At 69.6% G+C, this 19968-nt stretch carries 16 protein-coding genes and 1 pseudogene; 12 read left to right on the top strand and 5 right to left on the bottom strand.

Annotation, left to right across the window (positions count from 1 at the left end; genetic code table 11):
* Nucleotides 1–34: 34 nt before the first annotated feature.
* From ABZ412_RS02635 to ABZ412_RS02645, 3 genes are all read right to left on the bottom strand, one after another.
* Complete coding sequence (locus tag ABZ412_RS02635; protein WP_357275408.1) at nt 35–226, bottom strand: hypothetical protein; 192 nt, start codon at nt 224–226, stop codon at nt 35–37.
* 139 nt (nt 227–365) lie between these two features.
* On the bottom strand, nt 366–1007 hold the full coding sequence (locus tag ABZ412_RS02640) for a hypothetical protein (protein WP_357275410.1): 642 nt from the start codon (nt 1005–1007) through the stop codon (nt 366–368).
* Between the two features lie 16 nt (nt 1008–1023).
* On the bottom strand, nt 1024–1230 hold the full coding sequence (locus ABZ412_RS02645; protein WP_357275413.1) for a hypothetical protein: 207 nt from the start codon (nt 1228–1230) through the stop codon (nt 1024–1026).
* Nucleotides 1231–1359: 129 nt separating this feature from the next.
* Here ABZ412_RS02645 and ABZ412_RS02650 point away from each other — a divergent pair.
* From ABZ412_RS02650 to ABZ412_RS02675, 6 genes and pseudogenes are all read left to right on the top strand, one after another.
* A pseudogene (locus tag ABZ412_RS02650) lies at nt 1360–1536 on the top strand (transglutaminase N-terminal domain-containing protein); the annotation flags it as partial.
* Nucleotides 1537–2469 carry a transglutaminase family protein gene (locus tag ABZ412_RS02655; RefSeq protein WP_357275936.1) on the top strand — a complete coding sequence of 311 codons (933 nt, stop codon included), beginning with the start codon at nt 1537–1539 and terminating at the stop codon, nt 2467–2469. It abuts the pseudogene before it with no gap.
* A 23-nt stretch (nt 2470–2492) separates the two neighbouring features.
* The gene (locus tag ABZ412_RS02660; protein WP_357275415.1) at nt 2493–5387 is read left to right on the top strand and encodes a circularly permuted type 2 ATP-grasp protein; all 2895 of its coding nucleotides are present in this window, start codon (nt 2493–2495) and stop codon (nt 5385–5387) included.
* Nucleotides 5387–6304 (top strand): transglutaminase family protein, encoded by a 918-nt coding sequence (locus tag ABZ412_RS02665; protein WP_357275417.1) that lies wholly within the window; start codon nt 5387–5389, stop codon nt 6302–6304. Before ABZ412_RS02660 ends, ABZ412_RS02665 begins: the two co-directional genes overlap by 1 nt.
* Nucleotides 6305–6503: 199 nt before the next feature.
* On the top strand, nt 6504–8306 hold the full coding sequence (gene leuA, locus ABZ412_RS02670) for a 2-isopropylmalate synthase (protein ID WP_357275419.1): 1803 nt from the start codon (nt 6504–6506) through the stop codon (nt 8304–8306).
* Between the two features lie 158 nt (nt 8307–8464).
* A complete protein-coding gene (locus ABZ412_RS02675) occupies nt 8465–10234 on the top strand; it encodes a MinD/ParA family protein (protein WP_357275422.1) in 1770 nt (589 codons plus the stop codon).
* Between the two features lie 82 nt (nt 10235–10316).
* Here the strand turns inward: ABZ412_RS02675 and ABZ412_RS02680 are convergent, their stop codons facing one another.
* Both ABZ412_RS02680 and ABZ412_RS02685 read right to left on the bottom strand, forming a co-directional pair.
* On the bottom strand, nt 10317–11306 hold the full coding sequence (locus ABZ412_RS02680; protein ID WP_357275424.1) for an LLM class F420-dependent oxidoreductase: 990 nt from the start codon (nt 11304–11306) through the stop codon (nt 10317–10319).
* A 71-nt stretch (nt 11307–11377) separates the two neighbouring features.
* Nucleotides 11378–12271: a LysR family transcriptional regulator gene (locus tag ABZ412_RS02685; RefSeq protein ID WP_357275938.1), complete on the bottom strand. Its 894-nt coding sequence runs from the start codon at nt 12269–12271 to the stop codon at nt 11378–11380.
* A 114-nt stretch (nt 12272–12385) separates the two neighbouring features.
* Here ABZ412_RS02685 and ABZ412_RS02690 point away from each other — a divergent pair, with 114 nt between their 5' ends.
* The 6 genes from ABZ412_RS02690 to ABZ412_RS02715 all read left to right on the top strand — a co-directional run bounded on the left by ABZ412_RS02690 (nt 12386) and on the right by ABZ412_RS02715 (nt 19839).
* Nucleotides 12386–13363, top strand: coding sequence for an EamA family transporter (locus ABZ412_RS02690; RefSeq protein WP_357275426.1), 978 nt, complete (start codon nt 12386–12388; stop codon nt 13361–13363).
* 126 nt (nt 13364–13489) lie between these two features.
* The gene (locus ABZ412_RS02695) at nt 13490–15256 is read left to right on the top strand and encodes an FAD-dependent oxidoreductase (RefSeq protein WP_357275428.1); all 1767 of its coding nucleotides are present in this window, start codon (nt 13490–13492) and stop codon (nt 15254–15256) included.
* A 66-nt stretch (nt 15257–15322) separates the two neighbouring features.
* A complete protein-coding gene (locus ABZ412_RS02700) occupies nt 15323–15946 on the top strand; it encodes a pyridoxamine 5'-phosphate oxidase family protein (protein ID WP_357275430.1) in 624 nt (207 codons plus the stop codon).
* 89 nt (nt 15947–16035) lie between these two features.
* A complete protein-coding gene (locus ABZ412_RS02705; protein WP_357275941.1) occupies nt 16036–17268 on the top strand; it encodes a MurT ligase domain-containing protein in 1233 nt (410 codons plus the stop codon).
* A 70-nt stretch (nt 17269–17338) separates the two neighbouring features.
* Complete coding sequence (locus tag ABZ412_RS02710; RefSeq protein ID WP_357275433.1) at nt 17339–18052, top strand: glutamine amidotransferase; 714 nt, start codon at nt 17339–17341, stop codon at nt 18050–18052.
* Nucleotides 18053–18210: 158 nt separating this feature from the next.
* Nucleotides 18211–19839 (top strand): GMC oxidoreductase, encoded by a 1629-nt coding sequence (locus ABZ412_RS02715; protein ID WP_357275435.1) that lies wholly within the window; start codon nt 18211–18213, stop codon nt 19837–19839.
* Nucleotides 19840–19968 lie beyond the last annotated feature (129 nt).

Below are 19968 nucleotides of genomic sequence, written 5' to 3' on the forward strand. Positions count from 1 at the left end.
TCCGGGGGTTTCGGGGGGAACCCCCGAGAGTCGATCAGGTCCAGGTCGGCGGTGCGGGCAGCGCCGCCGGCTGCGGGCATGGAATGTGCTGCACGTTGCGGGGGATATCGGCGCCGGCGCCGCTGGCGTGTAAAGCCACGGCAATGGCGAAGGTGGCCGCCAAACCCGCCACAAGTGCCAGGCCCTTACGCAAGGTCCCGGTTTTCAGGGACGGGCGTAGCTTCATCTTTCGCTCCTCGCCTCGGTGATAATGCGCCGATCTGGAACACCGCGTGCAATTAGCGAAATGCTAGCTTTCCGTCCGCCCCCCGCAGCACATTGTGGGGGGTTGGAACCGGAAATTGAAATCTTCCCGTTATTTCTGGTCAGAACGTTAGACGCTGCCAGTCCAGGGCATCGAATCCCGAACGATCTCCGGTCGCCCAGCTCCAGATCAGGTCGGCGACAATTCGCGGGTCGCTCGCGGTGGCGGCGAAATGCTTGTCCGGCGAGCCGTCGCGGTATTCGAGGTCGTAATGCCCGTCCGGGTGGCGATAGGTCTGGATATAGACCTGATCGGCGGTTTCCGCGATCAGATAGGGACCGGGCTGGCCCAGCTCCGGAATCCACAGGTCCACCAGTTGTTTTGTCAGGTAAGGAAATTCGCCGGCTCCGCCGTGGGTGACCGCGGCGGCCACTGATCCGGCCGGATCCGCCAGCCACGACAGCTGCGGATCCCACACCGCGTACCCGCGCGGCGTGCCCAGCTCGAACAGCAGCGAGCGGGTGTGCCCGATGGCGTCGTACTGGGTGGACACGAACAGCGCGTCACCGAGCACGCCGTCGGCGGCGGGCGCGCCCAGGAAGCTGTCGACCTCGGGCAGCTCCGCATTGCGTTTGTCCAGCTCGGCCGCGATCCCGGTGATCGCCTCACCGGCCGGGCGGCCCTCCTGGCCGGTCAGGTGGTCGTCCACCTCGGCGGGGGAGGACGCGACGCCGGAGGGCAGCAGAACGAGGTCGTAGCTCACCCGGCCAGGCTAGTGGCTAGCCCGCGCGAGTCCGCCGCCCGGTCTCCGCGCAGGCGCAGCCGCCCGCCGCGTCGCCGCAGTCGGCCACGAACAGGTGCCGGGCCCGATCGGTGTCGAAGCATTCGGATTCGGTGCATTCCACCGGACCCGCGGCGTGCACGATCAATGTCCCGTGACAGTGATCGAGGGCCGATTCGCATAGTGAGCAACCCGCAGGATGCACCGCAACCTCCTTCAGCCGTTCCTATGGTGATAACACTCGCCACCGACAAGCGCGGGAGGACACCGCGTGTCGTCCGAACTGTCGGAAGAACTCCCGCGTGCCGGGGGTCCGCCGTGGTGAACTGGACGGATGGGGATCAAGGTTTCCCTCGAACACCGCATCACCTATTCCTTCGACCGCCCCGTGCGCGTCCACCCGCACGTGGTCCGGCTACGCCCCGCCCCGCACACCCGCACCGCCATCGAGGCGTACTCGATGCGGGTGACGCCGGGAAACCACTGGGTGAACTGGCAGCAGGACGCGTTCGTGCACGAGACCGCCTGGCCCCGCGCCGTTTTCGAATTGGCCCAGGACGTCCCGTCTCTGGACGGCCCCTCGTGCCCGCCGACTTCACCGACCTGCACGCTGGCCATGGTGCAGTCGCTGCTGGTGCGGGCGCTGGTACTGCAGTTCTGGGAGCATCCGCACACGGCCCCGCTCATCCGGCACGGCGCGAATCTGCACGGACGCTATCTGCTGCCGCATTTCCTGCAGGCCGATATCGCCGATGTGGCGGCCGATCTGCGGGCGCACGGTATCGAATTCGAGACCAGTTGGCTCGATCCGTTCTCGGAGTTTCGTTTTCCCCGCTTCGGCACGGTGGTACTCGGGGATATGGAAGTGGAACTGCGCGGGGCGATCGAACCGTGGAACACCCTGGGTGAACAGACCACCGCGTCCGGGACCGCCCGGTACGTGGACTCGTCGGTGGAGCGGCTGCAGGTGCGGGTCACCGGCGCCGACCGGGACCGATACGTGGTGACCTGCAATGGCTTCCCGCTGCCCCTGGTCCCGGCCGGACGGGCGGACGTGCAGGTGGCGGGCGTGCGGTATCGGGCCTGGCAGCCGCCGGAATCCCTGCACCCCACCCTCACCGTGGACGCGCCCCTGGTTTTCGACGTGCTCGACCTGGAGACGGGACTGTCGCGCGGCGGCTGCACCTATCACGTGAGCCATCCCGGCGGCATGTTCTACGCCGGGCCGCCGGTGAACGCGGTGGTGGCGCAATCGCGGCGCAACCGGCGCTTCGAATCCACCGGGCACACTCCGGGTCCGGTCGATCTGGCCGACGTGCGTGCCAAAATGGCCATACAGGCGACGGACGTGGGCGCGCCCGGAATACTCGATCTGCGCCGGGCGCGGACCGTGTGGGGCACGGCCGGCGGTCCGCGGGCCCACCCGAACGTCGGCGATCGATAGGCATACCCGGGGAAGTGGTTGCGGTGACAGTGCTCGACGCGGTGCCGCCCGGAGACGCCACGCCGGGAGAACCCGACCGGTGGACCGCCCTGTCGAATTCCCGGGAAGTGCTCGAGGAATTCGCGAACTACCGCGCCGCCGCGGCCGACACCGGCGCGCGCGACGCCTGCGGCCTCGCCACCGGCGGTTACTACGACGAACTCGCCGACCGGGACGGCCGTCTGCGCGGGATGTGGGCCGACCTGTCCGCGGATGTCCTGGACCAGGGCCGGGAAGGGCTGCGCCGCATCGACACCCGGGTCCGGCGGCTGGTCGAGGACGACGGCATCACCTATACCGAAATGACCGCCTCCGCCGAACCCGCCACCCCCTCGCCGTGGCGGCTGGACCCGATCCCGCTGCTGCTCTCCGACACCGAATGGGCGGCCCTGGAATCCGGCGTGGTGCAACGCTCCCGACTGCTGGATGCCGTGCTCGCCGACGTCTACGGCCCGCGCCGCACCCTCATCGAGGGCCTGCTGCCGCCGCAGCTGGTCTTCGCGAACCGGGGGTATGTCCGTGCCGCGCACGGCATCTCGCTGCCGGGACGGCATCAACTGTTCCTGCACGCCTGCGATGTCAGCCGCTGGAGCGACGGCGGCTTCCGGGCGCTGGCCGACTGGGCGCAGGCCCCGTCCGGCGCGGGCTACGCGCTGGCCGACCGCCGCGTCGTGTCCGCCGCCATCCCCGAGGCGTTCGAACTGGCCGGCCCGCGCCCGCTCACCCCGTTCGTGCGGGCCATGCGGCTGATGCTCATCGAGGCCGCGCCCCGTGCCGCCGACGAGGACCCCGTGGTTGTGGTGCTGAGCCCCGGCGTGCACTCCGAAACCGCCTTCGATCAGGCGTATCTGGCGTCGGTGCTGGGCTTCCCGCTGGTCGAGAGCGCCGACCTGGTGGTCCGCGAGGGCCGCCTGTGGATGCGATCACTGGGCACCCTGAAACGGGTCGACGTGGTGCTGCGCCGGGTGGACGCAGAATTCTCCGATCCGCTGGACCTGCGCGCGGATTCGCGGCTGGGCGTGGTCGGGCTGGTGGAAGTGCTGCGCCGCGGGGCGGTCACGGTCGTCAACACCCTGGGCAGCGGACTGCTGGAGAATCCGGGACTGGCCCCCTTCCTGCCCCGGCTGTCGCGACGACTCCTGGACGAGGAACTTACCCTTCCGGGTGTCGAATCCTATTGGGGTGGTGATGATTCCGAACGCTCCCACCTGACCGCCAACCTGCACCGGCTGATCCTGCGCTCCACCGTCGACGACGCCACCGTTTTCGGGCCTGTCCTCACCGCCGCCCAGCGCGCGCAGTGGCGAGCCCGGGTGGAGGCCGAGGGCTGGAAATGGGTGGGGCAGGAACCCGCCCGGTTCTCCGTCGCCCCGGCGGTGGACGGCTCGGGCGGACTGGTCGCCGCACCCGTCGCGGTCCGGTTGTTCTCGCTGGCCGGACGGGTCGGATACCGCGTCATGCAAGGCGGATTGGGGCAGCTGCATCAGCGCGGGGGTCCCGGCGGCATGGTGGGGGAGGCCGCCGCCAAGGACGTCTGGGTGCGGGCCACGCCCGCGGAGGTCCCGGCCGTGCCCGCGGTCGAGGTGCCGGAGGAGCGTGAACGCCCGGTGGTGGCCGTCGCCCCCGTCGATGTGGTCAGCTCGCCGCGCGTCCTCGACGATTTGTTCTGGCTGGGCCGCTACGGCGAACGCGCCGAGGTCACCGTGCGCCTGCTCGCCGCCATTCACGACCGGCATCAGGACTACCGCTATCGTCCCTGGATGGAAGGCGCGGAGGCCATGCCGATCCTGATGGCGGCGCTGGCCCGCATGACCGGTACCGCGCTGCCCGCGCCAACCCGAGTCGTCGTCAAACCGGTGCCGGTGCACGAGGATTCGACCGATCGCTCTGGCAGGCGGCGTCCCGGGGCGTCGAAGTCGCGAGCGCGTCCGGGGGCGTCACCGCGATCCGCCGGGCAGCCCGGACCGGAATTTCCCGGACAGTCGCAGTCCCTGCCCGCGCCCGTGGGCGCAGCGCAGATCTCCCGTCGCCGCGAGTACTCCGACGAACCGACCGTCCCGATCGCTCTGCCCGGCGCGTCCCGCCGCGATCACGACTACCTGGTCTCGCTCACCGTCGGCCGTGATGTCACCGGTTCTGTGGCCTTCTCCGTGGAGCGCTACGCCAAGGCCGCCCGCGCCGTCCGCGATCAACTCTCGCCCGACACCTGGATGGTGCTGGGCTCCCTGGACCGCGCCCTGTCGGAATACCGTGACGCACTGGGTGATCGGGGCGCGGCCCTGTCCACCGTGCACTCCCGCGTCCTGTCCGCGCTGCTGTCGCTGACCGGCATCGATGCCGAGTCCACGGTGCGTGACACCGGCTGGCGCGTCATGGACATCGGCCGCCGCCTGGAACGCGCTCTCGCGCTGGCGGCGCTGATGAGCTCCGCGCTCACCGGCGACCATCCGCCCGAGGCCGGGCGAGTGGTCACCGACGCCGTTCTCCAGGCCACCGTCTCCGCGGTGAGTTACCGCCGCCGCCATCGCGATTCGGTCCGCATCGCCGCCGTCGCGGGCCTGCTGCTGTTCGACGAGCACAATCCGCGCTCGCTGGCCTACCAGCTGCAACGCCTGGACGACGATTTCCAGGCGCTACCCGGCGCCTCCGGATCCGCTCGCCCGCAACGACTCCTGGCCGACGCCCGGCGCATGCTGCGCCGCGTCGATCCGGCCGACCTGGAGGCGGTCGACGCCGAAGGGCGTCGCGCCGAGCTGGCCGAGCTGCTCGACGGCGTCCACCTGCGGCTGCGCAAGCTCTCCGAATCCTTCGAGGCCACCCGGCTGTCGGTGCCCTCGGAGATCCAGCCGCTGTGGGGCACCGCCCGGGTGGTGGGCTGATGCGCCGCTACCGGGTGCTGCACCGCACCGTCTACGAGTACTCCGACGTGGTCAGCAGTTCCTATGGCCGCGCGTATCTCACCCCGCGCGAGTTCCCGGGTCAGCGCCTGCTCGCCCATGACACGCGGGTGGATCCGGTGCCGTCGGACCGGTCGGTCGGTGCGGACGTGTACGGCAACACCACCCTCTATTTCCACGTCACCGCCGGGCACCGCCGCCTCGAGGTCACCGGCGAATCCCTGGTCGAGGTCGCCGCGCCCGCCGTCCCCGCCGCGCAACCACCCTGGGAGCAAGCCCGCCCCGGCGCCGGAAACGGCCCGCTCGCGGTCGAATTCACCCTGGACCTGACCCCGCCCGAGATCACCCCCGAGGTGGCCGCCTACGCCGCCGAGTCGTTCCCGCCCGCCCGTCCCCTGCTGGACGCGGTCCGAGAACTGACCACCCGCATCCACACCGACTTCGCCTACCAATCCGGCTCCACCACGGTCAGCACCAGCGTCGCCGACGTCTTCGCCGAACGCCACGGCGTCTGCCAGGACTTCGCCCGCCTCGGCATCGCCTGCCTGCGCTCCCAGGGCCTGGCCGCCCGCTACGTCTCCGGCTACCTCTCCACCGACCCGCCCCCGGGCAAGGAACGGATGGTCGGCGCGGACGCCACCCACGCCTGGGCCGACGTCTGGCTGCCGGGCGGCGCGGGTCAGTGGATCGGCTTCGACCCGACCAACGACCAATTCGCCGACGACCGCTATGTCACCGTGGCCTGGGGCCGCGACTACGCCGACGTCCCCCCGCTGCGCGGCATCATCTATACCGACGCCCGCGAATCCACCATCACCGTCTCGGTCGACGTCGCCCCGGTCACGCCGGATGTCGCCCCCATCTCGCCCGATGTCGGCCCGCCCCCGGCCCCGGAGTGACACACTCGATGATGTGGCCCCCGCCTCCCCTGCTTCCAGGCGTCTATCGCACCCCTGTAAACTCGTGATCATCATGCAGCGGGCACTTCTCCTCGGCCGCCGCGACGGGGTCTGATTCGGACCGGCTCCCGCCGCGGGGATTTGCCGTGCCGGTCTACCCAATAACTGGGATCCAGCCACACCTCGGAGATAAATCGCCATGTCACCCGCTGATGCTTTCGTTTCCGGTACGCGCATCATCACCGCGCCGTCCAAGCCCGCGCCCGCTGACCAGCCGGCCTGGAACAAGCAGAAGAACTCCTCCATGCCGGTATTCCGGTACCGGCCCTTCGCCGAGGAGGTCGAGCCCGTCGAGCTGCCCGACCGCACCTGGCCGGACAAGATCATCGACCGCGCGCCCGGCTGGTGTGCCGTCGACCTGCGCGACGGCAACCAGGCCCTGATCGACCCGATGAGCCCCGCCCGCAAGCGCCGCATGTTCGACCTGCTGGTGCGCATGGGTTACAAGGAGATCGAGGTCGGCTTCCCGTCCGCCTCGCAGACCGACTTCGACTTCGTCCGCGAGATCATCGAGGACGGCGCGGTACCGGACGACGTCACCATCCAGGTGCTGACCCAGTCCCGCCCGGAACTGATCGAGCGCACCTTCGAGGCCTGCGCCGGCGCCCCGAACGTGATCGTCCACTTCTACAACTCGACCTCGATCCTGCAGCGCCGTGTGGTCTTCCGCGCGGACCGCGACACGGTCAAGAAGATCGCCACCGACGCGGCCGCGCTGTGCCTGGAGGTGGAGAAGCGGTACCCGGACACCAACTGGCGCTACGAGTACAGCCCCGAGTCCTACACCGGCACCGAGCTGGACTACGCCCGTGAGGTCTGCGACGCGGTCTCCGAGATCATCGCGCCGACTCCCGAGAAGCCGCTGATCATCAACCTGCCCGCGACGGTGGAGATGGCGACGCCCAACGTCTACGCCGACTCCATCGAGTGGATGCACCGCAACCTGGCTCGCCGCGACTCCATTCTGCTGTCGCTGCACCCGCACAACGACCGCGGCACCGCCGTGGCCGCCGCCGAACTGGGTTACCAGGCCGGCGCGGACCGCATCGAGGGCTGCCTGTTCGGCAATGGCGAGCGCACCGGCAATGTCTGCCTGGTCACGCTGGGCATGAACATGTTCTCCCGCGGCGTGGACCCGCAGATCGACTTCTCGAACATCGACGAGATCCGCCGCACGGTCGAATACTGCAACCAGCTGCCCGTCGCCGAGCGCCACCCCTACGGCGGTGACCTGGTCTACACCGCTTTCTCCGGTTCGCACCAGGACGCCATCAACAAGGGCCTGGACGCCATGAAGGCCGCCGCCGACGCGCAGGGCGCGGACGTCGACGACATCGTGTGGGAGGTTCCGTACCTGCCCATCGACCCGAAGGACGTCGGCCGCACCTACGAGGCCGTGATCCGGGTGAACTCGCAGTCCGGCAAGGGCGGCGTCGCCTACATCATGAAGACCGATCACGGGCTGGTGCTGCCGCGCCGTCTGCAGATCGAGTTCTCGCAGGCCGTGCAGCGGATCACCGACGGCGAGGGCGGCGAGGTCACCCCGAAGGAGATGTGGGACGTCTTCTCCGAGGAGTACCTGACCCCGATCCTGCCGCTGGAGCGCATGCGCCAGAAGGTGACCGCGTCCGAGACCGACGGCGGCGTCGACCACATCGAGGCCGTGGTCAAGATCGACGGTGTCGAGCACGCCATCACCGGTGAGGGCAACGGCCCGCTGGCCGCCTTCGTCGACGCGCTGGCCACCATCGACTACGACGTGCGGGTGCTGGACTACAGCGAGCACGCCATGTCCTCCGGCGACGACGCCCAGGCCGCGGCCTACGTCGAATGCGCCATCGGCGATCAGGTCACCTGGGGCGTCGGCATCGCCACCTCGATCACGACCGCCTCGCTGCGCGCGGTGGTCTCCGCGGTCAACCGCGCTGCCCGGAAGGCCTGAGTGGCCTGAGCCTCGAGGCTGAGAGAAAACGCAGGTAGGAGAGCCCGTCTCGACTTCGTCGAGGCGGGCTCGCCGCGTCCGGGGGGGTCAACAATGCTAGCGTTGGGTCGCAATAGCGCCGAGCTCTCTGTTCGAGCTGTCGAGCAGATGGGGGACACGTGACTACGAAAGATCAGAATTCGACCTCGAAGCCGATCGTGGCGGAGGACGTCGAAGACATCCTCGACGAGGTGGAAGCGGGTGGGCCCGCCGAGGCGAAGGAATCCGATTCCGAGGAGCAGGCGGCCGGATTCTTTCCGCCGGTACCGGATTCGATCGACCAGACCGTGGTGTATCCCGGCAATGGCGGACCCTTCCCGGGACCCCAGGGGCCGGGCGGCCACAATCCCTTCGCGGCCGACGGCCACAATCCGTTCCCTCCGGGTGGGCCCGGACCGTACGGCCCGCCGGGATTCCCGCCCGCCGGTGGCTTCCCGCCGCCCGATGCCGGGCAGTTCGCCCCGCCGCCGAATCCCGTTGTGCCGGGCGGTTTTCCGCCGATCGGCGAAGTGCGTGAGCAGACGCCCTACGGTGAGGTCCGGCAGGAGATCGGCAGCGACGGCATGGTGCGCCGAGTGTTCCCCGAGCAGCAGCCGGGTGAACCGGGGGAGCCGGGGCACTTCGGCGGTCCCGGCCACCCGGGGCAGTTCGCGCCCTCCAACGATCAGCCGGGCGGGCCGATCTACAGCTGGTCGCCGCCCCCGGCCGCGCCGCCGCAGCAGCCGCAGCCGCAGGTCGGTTTCCAGCCGGGCTGGAATGCCCAGCAGCAGCAGGGGATTCCGCCGCAGCAGGGCTCGTTCGGGCAGCAGTACGGTCAGCAGCAGCCGCCGCCCGGACATTCGGTCAATGACCTCAATCTCTTGAAGCGCGCCCGCCGCGCGCCGGGCAGCGGCTGGCGGCGCGCCGTGCACAAGGCGTCCGGCGGCGTCATCAATCCGGGCGAGTCGGCCGCGGACGTGGTGTACCGGCAGCTGGTGGACCGGGTCAACCAGCCGGTGCGCGGGGACTACCGGATCGCCATCCTGTCGCTCAAGGGCGGCGTCGGAAAGACCACCACCACTGTCGGTTTGGGCTCCACCTTCGCGTCGCTGCGCGGTGACCGGGTGATCGCCATCGACGCCAACCCCGACCTCGGGACGCTTGCGCACCGGGTGCCGCGGCAGACCCGATCCACGGTGCGAAACCTGCTGGAGGATGGGCACATCAGCCGGTACTCCGATGTGCGGGCGCACACCTCGCAGGCCCCGAGCCGACTGGAAGTGCTGGCCTCCGAACAGGATCCGGCCGTGTCGGAGGCGTTCTCGGAGGCGGACTACCGCAAGGCCATCGGCATCCTGCAGCAGTTCTACAACATCATCCTGACCGACTGCGGCACCGGTCTGATGCACTCGGCCATGTCCGGCGTACTGGATATGGCGAGCTCGCTGGTGCTGGTCACCTCCCCGGCCATCGACGGCGCGCGCAGCGCCTCGGCCACCCTGGACTGGCTCGACCACCACGGCTACCACAAGCTGGTGGAGCGAACCGTGGTGGTGGTCAACGCCTCTCGCAAGGGCTCCTCGACCGTGGACCTGGACCAGCTGCGCAAGCTGTTCCTGGATCGCACCCGGGCCGTGCAGGTCGTCCCGTTCGACGACCACCTGGCCGAGGGCGCGGAGATCGACCTCGAACTGGTCGGCAAGCCCACCCGCCGGGCGCTGCTGGAACTGGCCGCCATGGTGGCCGACGACTTCGGCTATCAGGCTGCCGCGCAGGGCTTCCCGCCCCAGCCGGGTGGATTCCCGCCGCAGGGTGGATTCCCGCCGCCGCAGGGCGGTATGCCCCCGCAGCAGGGTGGGATGCCGCCGCAGGGTGGTTTCCAGCCGGGCGGCTTCCCGCCACAGGGCTGAGCTCCGGCGGGATTCGACGAACGAAAAACCCCGCGGTTCAACAGAACCGCGGGGTTTCGTCCATCCGGTGCCGTGCGGTGATTCAGCCCTGGACCAGGGGCGAGAGCGCGCGCCCGGCCAGTTCGACCGTGCCCGCCTCGTGCCCGTTGGTGACCAGGTTGACGATGATGCCGTCGATGCCGTGATCGAGGACCCGCGACTGGATCTGCTCGGCCACTTCGTCGGGGGTGCCGACGAATTGGCGATCGGCCGGGGAGTTGCGCAGCGCCTCGTTGGGCAGCGCGCCCAGGTCGGTGATGCCGATGCGGGCCAGCATCTCGGCCTGGGTCTTGCGGGCGCGATCGCCGTCCTCGTCGACGATGACGAAGGCCAGGAAGCTGGTCTCCAGGGTCTTCGGGTCGCGGCCCGCCTCGTCCAGACGGGCGTGCAGGGCGTCCAGCTTGCGGGGCAGCTCGGAGGCATTGCAGATGATGTTGAGGTGGTCGGCGAACCGGGCCGCCAGCCCGAAGGTCTTCTTCTCGCCGCCGCCGCCCAGCAGGATCGGCAGGTCGTCGCGCACCCGCGGCTCGTTCATGGCGTTGTTGGTCCGGTACCACTTGCCGTCGAAGGTGGAGTGCTCGCCGCGCAGCATCGGCGTGATGATCTCCAGGGCCTCCTCGAGCTTCTCGAAGCGCTCGGTGAAGGTGCCGAAATCGAAGCCGTAGGCCCGGTGTTCGAGCTCGAACCAGCCCGCGCCGATGCCGAGCACGGCCCGCCCCCGGCTCACCACGTCCAGGGTGGTGACGGTCTTGGCGGTGAGCGCCGGGTTGCGGTAGGTGTTGCCGGTCACCAAGGCGGACAACTGGATTCGCTCGGTCGAGGCCGCGAGACCGGACAGCGCGGCGTACGCCTCCAGCATCGGTTCCTCGGGCGCTCCGAGGAGCGGCAACTGGTAGAAGTGGTCCATCACGAAGGCCGCGTCGAAGCCCGCCGCCTCGGCCTCGCGCGCCTGCGCCACCACCGCCGGGAAGAGGTCCCGGGGCGCGACCCCGTAGCTGAAGTTCGGCATCTGATACCCGAGTCGAATGCTCATGAGCGCCACGGTAGGACTTGGAGCGCACTCCAAGTCAACCGCTGACATTCCATCCGGCCGCCCGGCGCGGGTCAGGTGGTGGCGTGCCGGGCGGCGGCCTGGAAGGCGGCGATCACCATGGCGACGGCGGGCCGCTGCTCGACGTGCGGGCGGGTGGCCAGATCGTAGACGCGGGCGGCGCGCACCCCGGCCAGGCGCAGCATCACCAGGTGCGGGTGGCGGACCGCGTAGCGGGGCATGAGGGCGACGCCGTACCCGGTGGCCACCAGCGCCTCGATCACGCTGAACTCGTTGAGCCGCTGTGCGATCCGCGGTTGCACGCCGGTCACGGTGGCGATGGAGCGCAGCACGTCGTCGACCGGGAAGCCGGTGCGCACGCTGATCCAGGTCTCGTCGGCGAGTTCCGCGGGCACCACCGCGCCCTGCCGGGCCAGCCGGTGGTCGGGCGCGACCACCACGTCGATGGGCTCGCGCATCAAGACCCGCGACGCCACCCGCGGCCCGGCGAGCGACGGCGCGCGCTCGTCACGGTGGGTCAGCACCACGTCGTAATCGGCCAGCAATCCCGGCACCTCGCTGGGCGGCACGTCCTCGTCGCTGGCCACCACGTCCACGCCGCCGCCCGCCAGTTCGGCCAGCACGTGCGGCAGCAACAGTGCGGCCCCGGACGGGAAGAGCGCCACCCGGACCCGCCCGCGCGGCGATCCGCGGTACTCGGCCATCTCGGTGACCGCGCGTTCCATGGCCGCGAGCACCTCGTCCGCGCGCACGACCAGTGCTCGACCGGCATCGGTGAGCCGCACCCGCCGGCCGTCCGGCTCGAGCAACGGCACCCCGGCCTCGCGTGCCAGCACCTTCAGTTGCTGGGAGACCGCGGACGGGGTCATGGACAGGGCTTCGGCGACCGCGGCAACCGTTCCGCGATCGGCCAGTTCCCGCAGCACCCGCAGCCGTTCGAGCGACATCAAGGGCCCGTCGGGGCGGGGTGGTTCGGGGGTCGGCACAGTTAAGTTTTACTACATCGTGAGTACAGAATTATTCGATTGTCCTTACTTATTAGCCCCAGCAATATTCTCGGCATGACCAATCGCGATCGACTGCTCGGACTCGCCGTCGTGGTGCTGTGGGGCCTGAACTTCCTCGCCATCCACGTCGGGCTGGAGCACTTCCCGCCGTTCTTCTTCGCGGGACTGCGGTTCGCCGTCATCGCGATTCCGGTGCTGCTGTTCGTGCCGCGGCCCCGGGTGGCGTGGAAGTGGTTGCTGCTCTACGGGATCGGGTTCGGGATCCTGCAGTTCGCCTTCCTGTTCACGGCCCTGCGGACGGGGATGCCGACCGGGCTGTCCTCGCTGGTGCTGCAGTCGTCCGCGCCGTTCACGGTGCTGCTGGGCGCGGTGTTCCTGCGGGAACGGCTGCGGGGGGTCCAGTTGGCGGGGATCGCGGTGGCCATGGCGGGAATGGCGGTGATCGGCTGGGATCGGGCGCACCACGCGGCCCTGTTGCCCCTGCTGCTGACGCTGCTGGGCGGATTGGGCTGGGCCTTCGGCAATATCGGGTCCCGGCTGGCCGCGGCCTCGTCGGAGGACGTGAATCCGCTGCACCTCACGCTGTGGATGGCCGTGGTGCCGCCGATCCCCATGTTCGCGCTGTCCGCGCTCACCGAGGGGCCGACCACCGGCTGGAACGACCTGATCGCGTCGTTCTCGGCGACCGGGTGGCCCGCGTTCGCGGCCCTGGCCTACATCGTGGCGCTGGGCACCATCGCGGGTTCGGGTCTGTGGACGTATCTGATGAGCCGCTACCCGGCGAGCACGGTGGCGCCGCTGTCGCTGGCTGTACCGGTGGTGGGGATCGCCGCCTCGTGGGCCTTCCTGCACGAGGCGCCGTCGGCATTGTCGCTGGTCGGGGCGGTGATCGTGATCGCCGGCGCGTTCACCGCGACCTCGGCGGGCCGCCGGGTCCCGGCGGTCGGGGTGGAAGCCGCCACGCCCGGGACAATTCGACACGCCCAGCCGACACACCGCCAAATTCAGGACCCTGCGCTCGTCGAGGCCTAGCTGAGCAGTCTTGTTAATTGTTGTTCGACCAAATTCCGTACCTTCGGGATGAAAATTTCCACCCCAACCGACCATCTGTCTGCGACAGCTCCATAGGATGCTGACCAGGCGTGGGAGGTAACGGGTATGGCAGGACAGCGTTTGTCCGTCACGCGGCGATCAGTGCTGCGTGGAGCAATGGCGGCCGGGGCGATGGCGGGAGCGGTGGCGGCGGGGGCCGCCCGTCCCGCCGCCGCCCACGCGGCCGCAGGACGTCGGGTAGCCGTGCTGGGCGGCGGTGTCGCGGGTCTGACCGCGGCGCACGAACTGGCCGAACGCGGTTTCGAGGTGACCCTGTACGAACGGCGGGCGCTCGGCGGCAAGGCGCGCAGCATCCCAGTCCCGGGCAGCGGCAAGGACGGGAAGCCGGAACTGTGGGGTGAGCACGGATTCCGTTTCTTCCCCGGCTTCTACCGTCACATTCCAGACACCATGCGGCGAATCCCGTTCGCGGGCAATGTCAATGGTGTATGGGACAACCTGGTCGCGGCGTCGGAGGCGCGCTTCTCGCGCAAGGGCACCGACGACACCATCATTCCGATGGGCAAGGCCGGGAAACCGTGGTCCACCCCCGACAACTTCCGCGAAACAGTCGGGTCCGCGATCACCACCTCCACCAATATGGGCACCGCCGACGCCCTCTACTTCGCCAACCGCCTGCTGGTCTTCAACACCAGCTGCGACGCGCGCCGCAATGGGCAGTGGGACAGCGTGGCGTGGCGGGACTACGTCGGTGCGGGCAAGCGCTCCAACGAATTCCGCATGCTGCTGTCCAGAACGCTCACCACCCTGCTGGTGGCCGCCAAGGACGACAAGGCCAGCACCCGCACCATCGGCAATATGGGCGAGCAGTTCCTGGGCAACCCGCTCGAGACCGGCAATGACGGCCCGCTCGACCGGCTGCTGAACGGCTCCACCAACGAGGCCTGGATCGACCCCTGGGTCAACCGGCTGCGCGAACTCGGCGTCACCTTCGTCAACGCCGAGATCCGTGGTCTGGAACTGGACGGGGCGCGCGTTTCCGGTGCGCGGATGGTGGATTCGTCGGGATCGGCCCAGACAATCGAGGCCGACCATTTCGTGAGCGCGCTGCCGGTCGAGGTGGCCCGCACCCTGTGGACGCCCGAGATCCTGTCGCTGCGACCGGAATTGGCGGGCATGAGCCAGCTCACGGTGGACTGGATGAGCGGTATCCAATTCTTCCTGCGCCGCCGCGCCGATATCGCGCGCGGCCACGTCGCCTACGTGGACTCGCCGTGGTCGCTCACCTCGATCGCACAGGGCCAGTTCTGGAATCGCACCCCGGTCACCGGTCTCGGTGACGGCACCGTGCAGGACTGCCTGTCGGTCGACATCTCCGACTGGAACACCCCGGGCATCCTCTACGGCAAACCGGCCAAGGAGTGCACGCACGAGGAGATCGCGCGCGAGACCTGGGCGCAGCTCGACGCGCACCTCAACGACCGCGGCGAGCTGCTGCGCAAGGACGACCTGCACTCCTGGTTCCTCGACACCGGCATCGCGTGGGACGCCGCGCAGAAGCGCAACACCAATGCCGACCCGCTGCTGATCAATACCGCGGGTTCGCTGGCGCTGCGCCCGGATTCGCATTCCGACAGCCTCCAGAACCTGTATCTGGCGGGCGATTACGTACGCACCAACGTGGACCTCGCCACCATGGAGGGTGCTTCGGAATCGGCCCGCGCCGCGGTCAACAAGCTGCTCGACGTGACCGGTTCGGACGCGCCGCGCTGCAAGCTGTTCACGCTCTACCGCGCCCCCGAACTGGAGCCGTTCCGGCAGCTGGACACGCAGCGGTACGCGGCCGGGCAGCCGAATCTGTTCGACGCCTAGGGGAATTCCTCACACCGGCGGAAAAGAGCTGGTGTGAGGGCCTCGGGCGGGCGTTGAATCGGGGACATGAGCGAGATCACGGACCCGGTCGAACTGCGTGAACTACTCGGGGAGGTCGCTCCGCGGCCGCGGAACAAGGACCGCCACGCCCTGCACGAGCGGGACCGGGAGTGGATCGCGCGCTCGCCGTTCGTGGTGCTGGCCACCAGCGCCGCGGACGGCACCTGCGACGCCTCGCCGAAGGGCGATCCGGTCGGATTCGTGCAGGTGCTCGACGACAAGACCATCGCGATCCCGGAGCGGCCCGGCAACCGGCGCGCCGACGGATACCTCAATATCCTGAGCAATCCGCATGTGGGCGTGCTCTTCATGATTCCGGGCCGCAACGACACCCTGCGGATCAACGGCCGCGCCCGATTGCTCCGGGACGCACCGTATTTCGACGACATGATCGTCAAAGGCCATCGCCCGATCCTCGCCATCGAGATCGCGATCGAGCAGATCTTCTTCCACTGCGCCAAAGCGTTCATGCGCAGTGACCTCTGGCGGCCGGAGCGGTGGGCGGCCGACACGTTGCCGGGCACGGCGCGCCTGGTCAAGGATGTGCAGCCGACCACACCCGAGACCGTCGAACAGCTCGAGGAGTACTACAGCGTCGACAGCTACCAGAAGAAGCTCTACAACGGCTGAGTGCGGCGCGGATCACGGCGCGGCCCCCCACACCGCGTGCACGCCGTTTCCCCGTTCCCCATAAACTCGCGGTCGTGGCAGACATCTCGATGCGCGGACAGCTGGCGCTGCGGGCGGCGACGGCGGCGTCGTGGGCCTCGCGGCGGGCCGGGCGGGGCAACGGCTCGATGATCGGCGGGTTGATCGCGCTGAAGATCGATCCCTCGCTCATGACGCAGCTCGGCCGCGGCAAGCGCACGGTGCTGGTGACCGGGACCAACGGCAAGTCCACCACCACCCGCATGACCACCGCCGCGCTGCAGTCGCTGGGCCGGGTCGCCACTCAGGCCGACGGCGCGAACATGGACGCCGGGATCGTGGCCGCGCTCACCGCGCACCGCACCGCCCCGCTCGCGGCCATCGAGGTGGACGAACTGCACCTGCCGCATGTCGCCGACGCCCTGAACCCGTCGGTGGTGGTGCTCCTGAACCTGTCCCGCGACCAGCTCGACCGGGTCGGCGAGATCAATATGATCGAGCGCCGCCTGCGTGAGGGCATGGCCCGGCATCCCGCGGCCGTACTGGTCGCCAACTGCGACGACGTACTGGTTACCTCCATCGCCTACGACCACCCGAACGTGGTGTGGGTCTCGGCCGGCAGCGGCTGGGCCGTGGATGCCACCAGCTGCCCGCGCAGCGGCGAGCCCATCGTGTGGGAGGGCGAGCACTGGTACAGCACGGGCGCGGACTTCCAGCGCCCGGAGCCGCGGTGGCGGGTCGACGAAGCGGGCCTGCACGGCCCCGACGGCCTGGAACTGCCCCTCTCCCTTGCCCTTCCGGGCCGCGCCAACCGCGGCAATGCCGCCCAGGCGGTGGCCGCCGCGGTCGCGCTGGGCGCGGATCCGGCCGTGGCCGCCGCGGCCACCGGCACCGTGAAGGAGATCGCGGGCCGCTACCGCAGCGTCGACGTGGACGGCCGCAGCACCCGCATGCTGCTGGCCAAGAACCCGGCGGGCTGGCAGGAAGCACTGTCCATGATCGACCCGGCCGCAACGGGTCTGGTGATCGCGGTCAACGGCCAGGTGCCCGACGGCGAGGACCTGTCCTGGCTGTGGGACGTGCGCTTCGAGCACTTCGAGGGCACCCAGGTGGTGGCCGCCGGCGAGCGCGCCACCGACCTCGCGGTGCGCCTCACCTACGCCGGCGTCGAACACATCACGGTGGCGGATCCCTTGCGCGCCATCGCTTCCTGCCCGCCCGGGCGGGTCGAGGTGCTGGCCAACTACACGGCGTTCCGCGATCTGAATCGCGACCTCGAAGAGAAGACGGGCGTCCGCGCATGAGCGGGCAGGCCCGGCGGCGGCAGCGCAGTGTAACCATGGAGGGCCCCGCGAAGGCGCGAGAGGATAGAGCATGACACGAGAATCGACCGTCCGCATCGGGCTCGTGCTCCCGGACGTGATGGGCACCTACGGCGACGGCGGCAATGCCGTGGTGCTGCGCCAGCGGCTGCGCATGCGCGGCTATGACGCCGAGATCGTCGAGATCCCGCTCACCGAGCCGGTTCCCAACTCCCTGGACCTCTACACCCTCGGTGGCGCGGAGGACTCGGCCCAGCGGCTGGCCACCCGCCATCTGCAGCGCTATCCGGGCCTCCAGGAGGCCGCTGGGCGGGGTGCGCCGGTGCTGGCCATCTGCGCGGCCATCCAGGTCCTGGGCCACTGGTACGAGACGTCGTCGGGCGAACGTGTCGACGGCGTGGGCCTGTTCGACGTCACCACCGCACCCCAGGACAAGCGGGCCATCGGCGAGGTCGCGACCCAGCCGCTGGTGCCCGGCCTGTCCCAGCCGCTCACCGGCTTCGAGAACCATCGCGGCGGAACCAAACTCGGCGGCGACGCCAAACCGCTGGCCCGGGTCACCAAGGGCGTCGGCAACGGCGTCGGGGACGGGCTCGAGGGCGTCATCCAAGGTTCGGTGCTCGGCACCTACATGCACGGCCCCGCCCTGGCCCGCAATCCCGAGCTCGCCGACTATCTGCTCGGCCGCGCGCTGGGTGTGGATTCGCTTCCGCCGCTGGAGCTTCCGGAGGTCGATCAGCTCCGCCGGGAACGCCTCCGGGCCTGATGGCGGGCTGATTTCGGCGCTGCCCACGGGATCGGGGGCTTGTGCCGCGGCACAGCCGCCCTGAATGTCCGGTTGGTGATCTCTCACCAAGGTGTTGAGGCGATGGCGAACGGCCGGTAATCTCGCGCGCGGTCACGCGTGATTAGGGAGGTGACCGGTTGCGTAGGCGCACCATGTTGAAGGCTGCCGGATTGGCGGCTCTGTTGGCGGGCGTCGGAACGGGTGCCGCTACGCGCGGCGCCGGATCCGCGTCCGCGAATCCGTTGTGGAACGCGCTGTTCGAGGCGTGGGTCCCGGAAATCTTTGCGCCACTGCCGGATCCGCCCGAGCACACCGAGGCCATCGTCATCGGCTCCGGATTCGGCGCCGCGGTGACCGCGCTGCGACTGGCCGAGGCCGGTATCCAGAACACCGTGCTGGAACGCGGTTCCCGCTGGCCCAACGACCCGTGGCGGGAGATCTTCACCGGCGACGAGCTGCCCGACGGTCGCGGCTTCTGGCATCGCACCAGCTTCACCGGCATCACCAAGGTCCCGGTGCCGTGCGCGGACTTCGGCGGCGTCCTGGACGTCACCGAGTACCCCGGCATCGACGTGTGGCGCGCCTCCGCGGTGGGCGGCGGGTCGATCGTGTTCACCGGCGCCATGGTCGCGCCGCCGAAGCACCTGTTCGACCACGTCTTCGGCGGCGTCGTGAACTTCGACGAACTGGACTCGGTGTACTACCCCCGGGTCCGGCAGATGCTGCGGCTGTCCCCGATGCCCCAGGACGTCTACGACTCCGCGCCGTTCGCGCACTCGCGGGTGTGGGACCAGCAGGTGCGGGCCGCGGGGTACACGCCGCAGGCCAACGACTCGATCTTCAACTGGGACGTGGTGCGCGCCGAGCTGGCGGGCAACAGCCGCGCCTCGGCCACCGCGGCGCACAGCAATCTCGGCAACTCCAACGGCGCGAAGTTCGATCTCAACCAGAACTACCTGCGCTACGCCGAGGGCACCGGCCGCACCGGCATCTTCCCGGGCCACCGGGTCGACACCATCGGCCAGGACGCCAACGGCAAATACGTTGTCACCGTGAGCAAGCTGGCCCCGACCGGTCAGGTGCTGCGCACCCGCACCCTCACCTGCGACAAGCTGTTCCTGGGCGCGGGCTCGGTCGGCACCTCCGAACTGCTGGTGCGGGCGCAGGCCACCGGCACGCTGCCCAACCTCAACGAGCATGTCGGCGACGGCTGGGGCACCAACGGCGATGTGGTGCTGGCCCGCAGCTTCAGCTACCCGTCCATGAACGGCGGCGGCGTCCCCAGCGCCAGCCGCATCTTCGACGACGCGGGCATGCCGCTGCACCTCGAGAACTGGTACGTGCCGGGCATTCCCATCGACACCGGCGCCATCGCCTCGCTGGGCATCGTGCTGGACCCGACCCGCGCCCGCTTCGGCTACGACCGCGGCCGCAATGCCGTGGGACTGGCCTGGCCGCACGAGGCGCAGGGCCGGATCGTGGACGCCTGCCGCGCGGTGGATCACAAGGTGGGACAGGCCAGCGGCGCGATGGTGGACTACACCGCCATCGGATTCGACGCGCAGGGCTTCTTCACCGCGCACCCGCTGGGCGGCGCGGTGCTCGGGCGGGCGACCGACGGCTACGGGCGGGTCGTCGGCCATCCTGGTCTGTATGTCATGGACGGCGCGGCCATCCCGGGCAGCACCGCCACGGTGAACCCGTCGCTCACCATCACCGCGATCGCCGAACGCAATATCGAGGCGATCATCCGCGCCGGAAAGTAGCCGGGCGGAGGGCTTTTCGCCGTTGTCCACAGTTGCCCAGGGGGGGTGTGGACAAACTTGCGGCGCGGAATGCTGCGATAGGGAAAGACCGGTCGGCGGGAAATCTGCTGTGCGGAACACCGCCTCACC

The sequence above is a fragment of the Nocardia sp. NPDC005746 genome (assembly GCF_040630785.1).
In the GTDB taxonomy this organism is placed as follows: domain Bacteria; phylum Actinomycetota; class Actinomycetes; order Mycobacteriales; family Mycobacteriaceae; genus Nocardia.

Excerpts from the sequence above, each read along its gene's own strand:
- leuA (WP_357275419.1), top strand. The coding sequence starts at position 6,504 with ATGTCACCCGCTGATGCTTTCGTTTCCGGTACGCGCATCATCACCGCG.
- ABZ412_RS02685 (WP_357275938.1), bottom strand. The coding sequence starts at position 12,271 with ATGTCGCTCGAACGGCTGCGGGTGCTGCGGGAACTGGCCGATCGCGGA.
- ABZ412_RS02705 (WP_357275941.1), top strand. The coding sequence starts at position 16,036 with ATGCGCGGACAGCTGGCGCTGCGGGCGGCGACGGCGGCGTCGTGGGCC.
- ABZ412_RS02635 (WP_357275408.1), bottom strand. The coding sequence starts at position 226 with ATGAAGCTACGCCCGTCCCTGAAAACCGGGACCTTGCGTAAGGGCCTG.
- ABZ412_RS02710 (WP_357275433.1), top strand. The coding sequence starts at position 17,339 with ATGACACGAGAATCGACCGTCCGCATCGGGCTCGTGCTCCCGGACGTG.
- ABZ412_RS02665 (WP_357275417.1), top strand. The coding sequence starts at position 5,387 with ATGCGCCGCTACCGGGTGCTGCACCGCACCGTCTACGAGTACTCCGAC.
- ABZ412_RS02700 (WP_357275430.1), top strand. The coding sequence starts at position 15,323 with ATGAGCGAGATCACGGACCCGGTCGAACTGCGTGAACTACTCGGGGAG.
- ABZ412_RS02680 (WP_357275424.1), bottom strand. The coding sequence starts at position 11,306 with ATGAGCATTCGACTCGGGTATCAGATGCCGAACTTCAGCTACGGGGTC.
- ABZ412_RS02695 (WP_357275428.1), top strand. The coding sequence starts at position 13,490 with ATGGCAGGACAGCGTTTGTCCGTCACGCGGCGATCAGTGCTGCGTGGA.
- ABZ412_RS02690 (WP_357275426.1), top strand. The coding sequence starts at position 12,386 with ATGACCAATCGCGATCGACTGCTCGGACTCGCCGTCGTGGTGCTGTGG.